Below are 9,574 nucleotides of genomic sequence, written 5' to 3' on the forward strand. Positions count from 1 at the left end.
TGATGGTTGACGGAACTGGTTTGCTGGGAACGACGGATGCACTGTAAAAGCTGCACCCGGTGCAGAAGAGCGAGCAGAAACTTGCAGTGTCGCACACGACAGGTTGACGGTTGCCGTTGCCACATTGGGCAGATACGGAAACCATGCCGGCGACCCGGAACCCGTAGGCCGAAAGCCGGGCAGTACAATGAGACTGCTGCACAACGGAAACACACGATTTGCGTCTCTACGTTAGGCGGCTTCAGGCCCTTGAAGGCTGCTGCAATTATAGGCTGCTTTTCCACATGCGCAAAATGGATGTCCCCACGGCAAACAAACCGGTCGTGCGATACCTGCGGGTCGGCCCCGAGCAGGCGGGCCAGCGGCTCGACAACTTTCTTCTGCGCGAGTGCAAGGGGGTGCCCAAGAGCCATCTGTACAAGGCCATCCGCGACGGCCAGGTTCGGGTGAACCGGGGCCGCAGCCGGGCCGACGCACGCCTGGCGCAAGGCGACCAGGTGCGTGTGCCGCCCCTGCGTCTGCCCGCGCCCGGAGCCCGGGTGCCCGTGCCGCCCGCCCATTTCCCCATTCTCCACGAAGACGCGCATCTGCTGGTCATCGACAAGCCGGCCGGCGTTGCCGTGCATGGCGGCAGCGGCGTTTCGTTCGGGGTGATCGAGCAGTTGCGCGCCGCGCGCCCGGCCGAAAAACTGCTCGAACTCGCGCACCGGCTCGACCGCGAGACCTCGGGGGTGTTGCTCATTGCACGCAGCCGCCGGGCGCTGGTCGCGCTGCACGACATGATGCGCGCCAGCCGCGGGCACAAGCATTATCTGGCGCTCGTGGTGGGCGATTGGGTCAACCAGCGCCAGCACATCCGCCTGCCGTTGCTCAAGTACCTGACCCCGGGGGGCGAGCGCCGCGTGCGCGTCGATGCGCAAGGCAAGGCGGCGCATACCATCATCACCCTGCAGCGCCGGTACGGCGGGCACTATTCCCTGCTCGACGCCGAACTGCGCAGCGGCCGCACGCACCAGATCCGCGTGCATCTTGCGGCCAGCGGGCATCCGGTCGCCGGCGACGAAAAATACGGCCCGGATGCCGTGCGCCAGGCGCTGATCGCCCAGGGCTTTCGGCGTATGTTCCTGCATGCGGCCCGGTTCGACCTCCCCCATCCGGTCAGCGGGCAGCCGCTGTGCCTGCGCGCGCCCCTGCCCGCCGACTGCCAGGCCCTCCTTGACCGGCTCGATCACGCGCACCCCACCGGAGCCCAGATCCCATGAAACCCCACCCAGCGACCGAAACGCCTCCAGTGGCTGCCTATGAGGCGGTCATTTTCGACTGGGACGGCACCTTGATGGATTCCACGGCCCACATCGTGGGTGCGCTGCAGGGGGCGTGCCGCGATCTCGGCCTGCGCGTACCGCCGGCGGACGAAGCGGGCTGGGTGATCGGCCTGTCCCTGCAGGCGGCCCTGTATCGTCTGGTCCCCGAGCTCGGCGCCGACCGTGTCGAGGCGTTCATCGCACGCTACCGGGTGCACCATGGCCGCATGCAGCATCAGGTCCAGCTGTTTGCAGGGCAGGACCGGCTGCTGCAGGATCTGCACGCGGCCGGGGTGGTGCTGGGGGTGGCCACTGGCAAGAGTCGCCCTGGTTTGGATGCCAGCCTCGATCAGCTGGGTTTGCAGGCGCTGTTCCAGGCCACTCGCACGGCCGATGAGGCGCGTGGCAAGCCGGATCCCGACATGCTGCTGCAACTGCTCGATGAGCTCCGGCTCAACCCGGCGCGGGTGCTCATGGTGGGGGATACCACCCATGACGTACTCATGGCGCGCGCGGCCGGCGTGGACAGCCTGGCGGTCGCCTATGGGGCCCATCGGCCCGATCTGCTGCAGTCGGCGCGGCCCACGGCGCTGGTGTCCAGCGTGGACGACATGCAGGGCTGGGTGCGGGCGCGGACCCGCGTCTTGCCGGAGACATAGGCTGCGAAGGCGGCCTCGATACTCTGCCTGGGTGCCTGAAGTGGGCCCCGCTCAGTTCGCCAGGAACAAGAACAGCGTAGGTTTTTTTTCGAAATCGGGCCGGCCCGCCTGCCGCCATTGCGCGACGCTGCGGGTCTGGATGGATTCGTCTGCGCAGGTCAGGGCGCTGGCGATGCACAGGCGCGTGCGAGGGTGCAGGCAGCGCAGCAGCGCATCGAACAAGGCCGCATTGCGATAAGGGGTTTCAATCAGGATCTGCGTCTGCGCCTGGCGGCGCGAATCGGTGTCCCATTGGCGCAGCCGGGCGTCGCGCTCGGGCGCCTTGATGGGCGGATAGCCGTGGAAGGCGAAGCGCTGGCCCTGCAGGCCGCTGGCCATGAGCCCGAGCATGATAGAGGACGGACCCGTCCAGGGGATGACGCGCATGCCCAGGTCATGGGCCTGGGCCACGACGCGCGCGCCTGGATCGGCAACCGCCGGACACCCTGCTTCCGAGACCAACCCCAGGTCGGCCTCTGGCGGCACGCGCCGCAGCCAGCTGCGGATCTGTGCATCGTCCGTGTCGGCCCGCAAGACCTGGATGTCGATTTGTGTCAGCGGGATCGTGGTTTCGATCAGTTTCAGGAACGCCCGCGCCGACTTGGCGTTTTCGGCGATGAAGTAGGGCAGGTGGGCGGCGATTTCCTGGGCCCGGCGCGGTAGCCAGTCATCGGGACGGGGATTTCCCAGTCCGACCGGGATCAAGTGCAGGAGGGTCATGGCGTGCGGGCCGGGGGGGTGAGCGGGTCGAGACCGAAATGGCGCAGCATGCGGCACAGTGCCATCAGTGGCAGCCCGATGAGCGCCGTTGGGTCGTCGCTGCGGATCGATTGCATCAGGGCGATGCCCAGCCGTTCGACCTTGGCACTGCCCGCGGTATCCCAGGGCTGCTCGGCCTGCAGGTAGTAGTGGATCTGGGCGGGGGCCAGCGGCAGGAAATGGCATTCGGTGAGAACGCTTTCAGACTGCTCGCGCGTACCCTGGCGCACGCACACCGCGGTATGAAAACGCACGGCCTGCCCACTGAAGCGCTGCAGCTGGGCGAATGCGTCCGCCGGGCTGCCTGGCTTGCCGACGGCCTGGCCGCCGAATTCGGCAACCTGATCCGAGCCGATCACCAGGGCATGGGGGGCTGCGCCGGCGATGCATGCCGCCTTTTCACCCGCCAGCCGCAGGGCCAGGGTCTGGGGCGATTCCGCCGGGCGCGGGGTTTCGTCGATATCGGGCGCATGCACGTCGAAGGGCAGTTGGAGCCGTTCGAGCAGGTCGCGCCGATACGGTGAGCTGGAGGCGAGGATCAGTTGCATGTTCATGATTTTATCAAGTAAGATGCTATGTTTTCCTTTATGGCTAAAGCCATGGTGATCGATTCGATTGCCTTTGCCCGTTTGGGGCACGAGCTTTCGGGCACGCTTCAGGTGGGCAGCTGCAATCGGCTGGGCCAGGGGTTGCCGTTGCCGCAACCCGGCACGGTGGTCTGGTCGCTGGCCGGGCGCATCGAGCCCGGCACAGGGGGGGCCTGGCTCGATGTTCGCGCGCAGGGGGCCGTGCGGGTGGTGTGTCAGCGCTGCCTGCAGCCTCTTGATCTCGAACTGCGGGTGTCCAGGTCCCTGGGGCTGGCTGAAAGCCAGGCCCAGCTCGATGCCCTGGATGCGCTCGATGCCGAAGGGCCGGGCCCAGACGCCGAGTACATGCTTGCAGATCCTCACCTCGAAGTGCTCGACCTGATCGAAGACGAACTCATTCTGGCGATGCCGTTTGCCCCCCGTCACGAACAATGCCCTGGGCCGGCGCCAGATGGGGTGCCAGCGGGCGCCCCCGAGGCGTCTCCTTTTGCGGTGCTCGCGGCGCTGAAGCACGGAAAACACTGAACGTATTGAATTCTCAACCCAAGGGGCTGCCCGGCAGCGGGCAGCCCGGATCACAGGAGTCATCATGGCTGTCCAGCAAAACAAGAAGAGCCCGTCGCGGCGCGGCATGCATCGTTCGCATGATTCTCTTGCCGTACCCGCCACGGCCATAGAGCCCACCACGGGCGAACTGCATTTGCGCCACCACATCAGCCCCAACGGCGTGTATCGTGGCCGCAAGGTCATCCAGACCAAGAACGACGAGTAATCCTGCCGGCCAGCGCTGCGTCGAACGGATGCCTGAACGCCGCATTTCTATCGCCATCGACTGCATGGGGGGCGACGAGGGCCTGCCGGTCACAGTGCCGGCAGCCGTCGCCTTTGTCCGTGCCCAGGCCGATGTGCGCTGCCTGCTGGTGGGCGACGAAGCCCAGATTTCGGCTGCGTTGCAGGGTCATGCGGTGCCCGATGGGGCGTTCGAGATCATCCACGCGGGCGAGATCGTGACCATGCATGATTCGGTCGAGGTCGCCTTGCGGCGCAAGAAACATTCGTCCATGCGGCTGGCGGTGCAGGCGGTCAAGGACGGGCATGCGCAGGCCGCCATCTCGGCCGGCAACACCGGCGCCTGGATGGCGATTTCGCGCTACGTGCTCAAGACGCTCGATGGCATCGACCGGCCGGCCATTGCCACGGCATTGCCCAACCAGAAAGGCGGCTCCACCACGGTGCTCGACCTGGGCGCCAATGTCGACTGTTCGGCCGAGCACCTGCTGCAGTTCGGGCTCATGGGCGCCGCCCTGGTTTCAACCGTGGATCGCAAGGCCCAGCCGGTCGTGGGGCTGCTCAACATTGGCGAAGAGCTCATCAAAGGCAACGAGATCGTCAAGCAGGCCGCCGATCTGCTGCGCGCCAGCGGCCTGAATTTCCACGGCAATGTCGAAGGCGACGACATCTTCAAGGGCACGGTCGACGTGGTCGTGTGCGACGGGTTCGTGGGCAACGTCGTGCTCAAGTCCATCGAAGGCCTGGCCCGCATGATCAGCACCATGATGCGCGAAGAATTCCACCGGAATACGCTCACCAAGGCCGCAGGCCTGGTCGCCATGCCCGTGTTGCAGCGCCTGCGCGCCCGGGTCGACAATCGCCGCTACAATGGTGCGGCTTTGCTCGGGCTGCGCGGGATCGTCATCAAGAGTCATGGGTCGGCCGATATCTATGCGTTTGGCCAGGCCTTGCTGCGCGCCCGCGAGGCCGTGCTCAATGGCCTGCTGGAAGGCACCATCCAGCGCCTCGACGTATTGCGCAGCCAGATGTTGCCGCCCGTGCAAGGCGACGCCGGGCTCTCTTCGTAGTCTCTTTTGGAACCTACCATGCCCTTTGCCAGGATCACAGGAACCGGCGGCTATCTGCCCCCCCGTGTCGTCACCAACGATGATCTGGCCGCCGACCTGGCTGCGCGCGGCATCGAGACATCCGATTCCTGGATCGTCGAGCGCACCGGAATCCATCAGCGCCACATTGCCGAACCCGGGATGAAGACCAGCACGCTGGCCACCACGGCGGCGCAGGCCGCCCTGGAAAATGCCGGGCTGCAGGCGCGCGACATCGATCTCATCATCGTGGCCACGTCCACTCCGGATTTCATCTTCCCCAGCACGGCCTGCCTGGTGCAGGCCAATCTGGGCGTGGGCGGGGCCGCCGCCTTCGACGTCCAGGCCGTATGCAGCGGCTTCGTCTATGCACTGGCCACGGCCAACGCCTTCATCCAGTCTGGCCAGGTCCGCCATGCGCTGGTCATCGGCGCAGAAGTGTTCTCGAGCATTCTCGACTGGAGCGACCGGCGCACCTGCGTGCTGTTCGGCGACGGGGCGGGCGCCGTGGTGCTGAGCGCCTCCGAGGCGCCGGGTATTCTCGCCTCGAAGCTGAATGCCGACGGGCGCCAGCAGCATATCCTGTGCGCGGCGGGCACGGTCGAGGCGGGCAAGGTGACCGGCGACCCCTTTCTGCGTATGGATGGCCAGGCAGTCTTCAAGCTGGCCGTCAATTCGCTCGTGCGCTCGGCGCGCGATGTCTGCCGGCAGGCGGGGATCACCATCGAAGAGGTGGACTGGATGGTGCCCCATCAAGCCAATATTCGTATACTCAATTTCATCAGCCGCCGCTTGGGCCTGCCCGACGAGCGCCTGGTGGTCACGCTCGACCGGCATGCCAACACGTCGGCGGCCAGTGTGCCCCTTGCGCTCGACGTCGCCTGCCGCGACGGCCGCATCCAGGCCGGCCAGCTGGTTCTGCTGCAAGGGGTCGGCGGCGGGTTCACCTGGGGCTCGGTGCTGGTCAGGATGTAAGGCGGGTCAGGATATAAGGTTCGCATCATGAAGATTGCATTCATATTCCCCGGTCAGGGTTCTCAAAGCGTCGGCATGATGGACGCGTGGGCGGGCGACGATGCCGTGCGCAGCACCCTGCGGGCCGGCGATCTGGCGCTGGGCGAGGATCTCTCCGGCCTCATGGCGCGCGGCCCGGCCGATACGCTCAATCTCACAGTGCACACCCAGCCGGCGATGCTGCTGGCTTCGGTGGCCACTTATCATGCCTGGCTACAGGCGGGCGGGCGCCCGCCCGACCTGGTCGCGGGCCATAGCCTGGGTGAATACTCGGCCCTGGTGGCCGCCGGGTCGCTCGATTTGGCCGATGGCGTACGTCTCGTACGGGTGCGGGCGCAGGCCATGCAATCCGCCGTCCCGGTGGGCGAGGGCGGCATGGCGGCCATCCTGGGGCTCTCCGACGAGGCGGTGGCGCAATTGTGCCAAGAGGCTTCCGGGGGCGAGATCGTCGAACCCGTCAATTTCAACGCGCCCGAGCAGGTCGTGATCGCCGGCCATGCCGCCGCCGTTCAGCGTGCCTGCGAGCGGGCCCGCGCCGCCGGCGCGAAACGGGCCTTGCCGCTGCCGGTTTCGGCCCCGTTTCACTCGCGCCTGCTCGAGCCGGCCGCCGTTGCGCTGCGCCAGGCACTGGCCGACATACCCCTGCATGCGCCGGCCATGCCGCTGGTCAATAATGTCGACGTGGCCAGCCCGCAGGATCCGCAGGCCATTCGCGATGCCCTGGTGCGCCAGGCCTGGCATCCGGTACGCTGGGTCGAAGTGGTTCGGGCCCTGAAGCAGCGCGGCGCCACCCACATGGTCGAATGTGGTCCAGGCAAGGTGCTTGCGGGCCTGGTGCGGCGCATCGACCGCGATATCCAGACGTTCAACATCACTGATCCAGCGTCGCTTCGGCATACGCTGGACGCTCTCGGAGGCTGACATGTCAGAAGCTGTCCTGTCGGGCAAGATCGCCCTGGTTACGGGCGCCTCGCGCGGCATTGGCCGTGCCACGGCGCTCGAATTGGCACAGGCGGGCGCTACGGTGGTGGGCACCGCCACCACAGAATCCGGTGCCCAGGGCATCCAAGAGGCCCTGGCGCCGCATGGGGGGCGTGGCGTCGTGCTCGACGTCACCGATGCCGCCGGCTGCGACGCCCTGCTGGCCGCACTCTCGGCCGAGGGGGCGCCGCACATACTGGTCAACAATGCCGGCATCACCCGCGACGGGCTGATCCTGCGCATGAAGGATGAAGACTGGGACGCGGTTCTGCAGACCAATCTCGCCTCGGTATTCCGTCTCTGTCGCGGGGCGGCCAAGGTCATGATGAAAGCGCGCTGGGGCCGCATCGTCAACATCACGTCGGTGGTCGGCTACAGCGGCAACCCGGGGCAGGCCAATTATGCGGCTTCCAAGGCCGGTGTGGCCGGCCTGTCGCGTTCGCTGGCGGCCGAGCTCGGCAGCCGCGGGATCACGGTCAATTGCGTGGCGCCCGGCTTCATCGATACCGACATGACCCGTGCCCTGAGCGATGGCCAGACGGCGGCGATCCTGCAGCAGATCCCCTTGGGGCGGCTGGGTTCGCCCGCCGAGGTGGCGGCCGCCGTCGCCTGGCTGGCCAGCCCGCAGGCGGCCTATGTAACCGGTACCACGCTGCATGTCAATGGTGGCATGTACATGTAAGGCAGGCGAAACGGATGCCCCCGACTAAGGTAAAATCCGTTAAAACTTTTTTCATCCCCTTCCCGCAGCCCTGTTTCGGAAGTTTGGCTATAATTCGCGGGGTTTTTCCAAACTGGAGATATGCATGGAAAGCATCGAACAGCGCGTCAAGAAGATCGTCGCTGAGCAACTCGGCGTCAACGAAGCTGAGATCAAGAACGAATCTTCTTTTCTTGACGACCTCGGTGCCGATTCGCTCGACATGGTCGAACTCGTAATGGCCCTCGAAGACGAATTCGAAACCGAGATTCCCGACGAGGAAGCCGAGAAGATCACCACGGTGCAGCAAGCGATCGATTACATCACGTCGCACAGCAAGCAGTAATCCCTCCCGTCCCGGCCGCTCAGGCGGCCGCATCAGGTCAGGCGGTTCATGGCGGGTCGTATTCGGGCGCAGGCTGCATCGGTGTCCGGTACCAGCCAAGGGCCGCCTTTCCCATCTACAGGAGTCCATCGTGAAGCGACGCGTCGTGATCACTGGTCTGGGCATCGTGTCGCCTGTAGGCAACGATGTACAAACCGCGTGGGGCAATATCCTGGCGGGTCGTTCCGGCATCGGGCCGGTGACGCGCTTCGATGCCTCTGTGCTCAACAGCCAGATCGCCGGTGAAGTCAAGGATTTCGACATCACCGACTACATCCCCGCCAAGGAAGCCCGGCAGATGGATACCTTCATCCACTATGGGGTGGCGGCTGGCATTCAGGCCTGGCGCGACTCGGGCCTCGACATCGGGCTCGAAGACGCCGATCGCGTGGGCACCATCATCGGCTCAGGGATCGGCGGGCTGCCGCGCATCGAAGAAACCCAGGCCGAATTCCTGCAGCGCGGCGCGCGCCGGATTTCACCCTTCTTCGTGCCCGCCTCGCTCATCAACCTGATTTCCGGGCAACTGTCCATCCTGCTGGGCCTCAAAGGCCCCAGCTATGCCGTGGTTTCGGCGTGCACCACGGGTCTGCACTGCATCGGCGACGCCGCCCGCCTGATCGAATACGGCGATGCCGACGTCATGGTGGCAGGGGGCGCGGAAAGCTCGGTCTCGCCGCTGGGCATGGGGGGCTTTGCCGCGATGCGCGCCCTGTCCACGCGCAACGATGATCCGGCAGGCGCCTCGCGTCCGTTCGACCGCGACCGCGACGGCTTTGTATTGGGCGAGGGCGCCGGGGTGCTGGTGCTCGAAGAGCTCGAGCATGCCCGCAAGCGCGGCGCGCAGATTTATGGCGAATTCCTCGGCGTCGGCATGAGCTCCGATGCCTACCACATCACCAGCCCCGACCAGGATGGCCCCCGGCGCGGTATGCTGCACGCGCTGCGCAACAGTGGGGTGAACCGCGAGGACATCAGCTACGTCAACGCGCATGGCACGTCCACTCCCCTGGGCGACAAAAACGAAACCAGCGCCCTCAAGCTGGCTTTTGGCGATCATGCGCGCAAGCTGGTGGTCAATTCCACCAAGTCCATGACGGGCCATCTGCTGGGTGCCGCGGGGGGCATCGAGGCGGTGTTCACTACGCTGGCCGTCTATCATCAAGTGTCTCCTCCCACCATCAATCTGGTTCACCAGGATCCCGAATGCGATCTGGATTACTGTGCCAATCAGGCGCGCGATCTCGACATCCGTGTGGCCTTGTCCAA

The 9,574-nt window shown here is 65.9% G+C and carries 12 protein-coding genes; 10 read left to right on the forward strand and 2 right to left on the reverse strand.

The features are described 5' to 3' along the window. Window positions 1-284: 284 nt before the first annotated feature. Both WCZ84_RS12785 and WCZ84_RS12790 read left to right on the forward strand, forming a co-directional pair. Window positions 285-1,262: an RluA family pseudouridine synthase gene (locus WCZ84_RS12785; RefSeq protein WP_372686663.1), complete on the forward strand. Its 978-nt coding sequence runs from the start codon at window positions 285-287 to the stop codon at window positions 1,260-1,262. Further along, on the forward strand, window positions 1,259-1,963 hold the full coding sequence (locus WCZ84_RS12790) for an HAD-IA family hydrolase (RefSeq protein WP_372686664.1): 705 nt from the start codon (window positions 1,259-1,261) through the stop codon (window positions 1,961-1,963). The genes WCZ84_RS12785 and WCZ84_RS12790 overlap by 4 nt, the downstream gene beginning before the upstream one ends. A gap of 51 nt (window positions 1,964-2,014) precedes the next feature. Here WCZ84_RS12790 and WCZ84_RS12795 read toward each other — a convergent pair whose 3' ends face one another. Both WCZ84_RS12795 and WCZ84_RS12800 read right to left on the reverse strand, forming a co-directional pair. Then, on the reverse strand, window positions 2,015-2,722 hold the full coding sequence (locus WCZ84_RS12795) for an SAM-dependent methyltransferase (RefSeq protein ID WP_372686665.1): 708 nt from the start codon (window positions 2,720-2,722) through the stop codon (window positions 2,015-2,017). Beyond that, window positions 2,719-3,315 carry a nucleoside triphosphate pyrophosphatase gene (locus WCZ84_RS12800; protein WP_372686666.1) on the reverse strand — a complete coding sequence of 199 codons (597 nt, stop codon included), beginning with the start codon at window positions 3,313-3,315 and terminating at the stop codon, window positions 2,719-2,721. Before WCZ84_RS12800 ends, WCZ84_RS12795 begins: the two co-directional genes overlap by 4 nt. 45 nt (window positions 3,316-3,360) lie before the next feature. Between WCZ84_RS12800 and WCZ84_RS12805 the strand changes: the two genes are divergently transcribed. The 8 genes from WCZ84_RS12805 to fabF all read left to right on the forward strand — a co-directional run. Then, window positions 3,361-3,873, forward strand: coding sequence for a DUF177 domain-containing protein (locus WCZ84_RS12805; RefSeq protein WP_372686667.1), 513 nt, complete (start codon window positions 3,361-3,363; stop codon window positions 3,871-3,873). Between the two features lie 64 nt (window positions 3,874-3,937). Continuing rightward, on the forward strand, window positions 3,938-4,120 hold the full coding sequence (gene rpmF, locus WCZ84_RS12810; RefSeq protein ID WP_372686668.1) for a 50S ribosomal protein L32: 183 nt from the start codon (window positions 3,938-3,940) through the stop codon (window positions 4,118-4,120). A 28-nt stretch (window positions 4,121-4,148) separates the two neighbouring features. Beyond that, complete coding sequence (plsX, locus tag WCZ84_RS12815; protein ID WP_372686669.1) at window positions 4,149-5,207, forward strand: phosphate acyltransferase PlsX; 1,059 nt, start codon at window positions 4,149-4,151, stop codon at window positions 5,205-5,207. Between the two features lie 18 nt (window positions 5,208-5,225). Then, complete coding sequence (locus tag WCZ84_RS12820; protein WP_372686670.1) at window positions 5,226-6,200, forward strand: beta-ketoacyl-ACP synthase III; 975 nt, start codon at window positions 5,226-5,228, stop codon at window positions 6,198-6,200. 27 nt (window positions 6,201-6,227) lie between these two features. Continuing rightward, window positions 6,228-7,160, forward strand: a complete 933-nt coding sequence (gene fabD, locus WCZ84_RS12825) for an ACP S-malonyltransferase (protein WP_372686671.1) — start codon at window positions 6,228-6,230, stop codon at window positions 7,158-7,160. A gap of 1 nt (window position 7,161) precedes the next feature. Then, entirely contained in the window at window positions 7,162-7,902 is a 741-nt protein-coding gene (gene fabG, locus WCZ84_RS12830) for a 3-oxoacyl-ACP reductase FabG (RefSeq protein WP_372686672.1), read from the forward strand. A gap of 124 nt (window positions 7,903-8,026) precedes the next feature. Beyond that, the gene (gene acpP / locus WCZ84_RS12835) at window positions 8,027-8,266 is read left to right on the forward strand and encodes an acyl carrier protein (protein WP_372686673.1); all 240 of its coding nucleotides are present in this window, start codon (window positions 8,027-8,029) and stop codon (window positions 8,264-8,266) included. A gap of 130 nt (window positions 8,267-8,396) precedes the next feature. Beyond that, a partial coding sequence (fabF, locus tag WCZ84_RS12840) for a beta-ketoacyl-ACP synthase II (protein WP_372686674.1) occupies window positions 8,397-9,574 on the forward strand: 1,178 nt, incomplete at its 3' end.

It is taken from the genome of Castellaniella sp. (assembly GCF_041675725.1).
GTDB lineage: Bacteria > Pseudomonadota > Gammaproteobacteria > Burkholderiales > Burkholderiaceae_B > Castellaniella.

Bases quoted from the DNA above. Each gene is read 5' to 3' on its own strand.
- WCZ84_RS12785 (WP_372686663.1), top strand. From the start codon at position 285: ATGCGCAAAATGGATGTCCCCACGGCAAACAAACCGGTCGTGCGATAC.
- WCZ84_RS12790 (WP_372686664.1), top strand. From the start codon at position 1,259: ATGAAACCCCACCCAGCGACCGAAACGCCTCCAGTGGCTGCCTATGAG.
- WCZ84_RS12795 (WP_372686665.1), bottom strand. From the start codon at position 2,722: ATGACCCTCCTGCACTTGATCCCGGTCGGACTGGGAAATCCCCGTCCC.
- WCZ84_RS12800 (WP_372686666.1), bottom strand. From the start codon at position 3,315: ATGAACATGCAACTGATCCTCGCCTCCAGCTCACCGTATCGGCGCGAC.
- WCZ84_RS12805 (WP_372686667.1), top strand. From the start codon at position 3,361: ATGGTGATCGATTCGATTGCCTTTGCCCGTTTGGGGCACGAGCTTTCG.
- rpmF (WP_372686668.1), top strand. From the start codon at position 3,938: ATGGCTGTCCAGCAAAACAAGAAGAGCCCGTCGCGGCGCGGCATGCAT.
- plsX (WP_372686669.1), top strand. From the start codon at position 4,149: ATGCCTGAACGCCGCATTTCTATCGCCATCGACTGCATGGGGGGCGAC.
- WCZ84_RS12820 (WP_372686670.1), top strand. From the start codon at position 5,226: ATGCCCTTTGCCAGGATCACAGGAACCGGCGGCTATCTGCCCCCCCGT.
- fabD (WP_372686671.1), top strand. From the start codon at position 6,228: ATGAAGATTGCATTCATATTCCCCGGTCAGGGTTCTCAAAGCGTCGGC.
- fabG (WP_372686672.1), top strand. From the start codon at position 7,162: ATGTCAGAAGCTGTCCTGTCGGGCAAGATCGCCCTGGTTACGGGCGCC.
- acpP (WP_372686673.1), top strand. From the start codon at position 8,027: ATGGAAAGCATCGAACAGCGCGTCAAGAAGATCGTCGCTGAGCAACTC.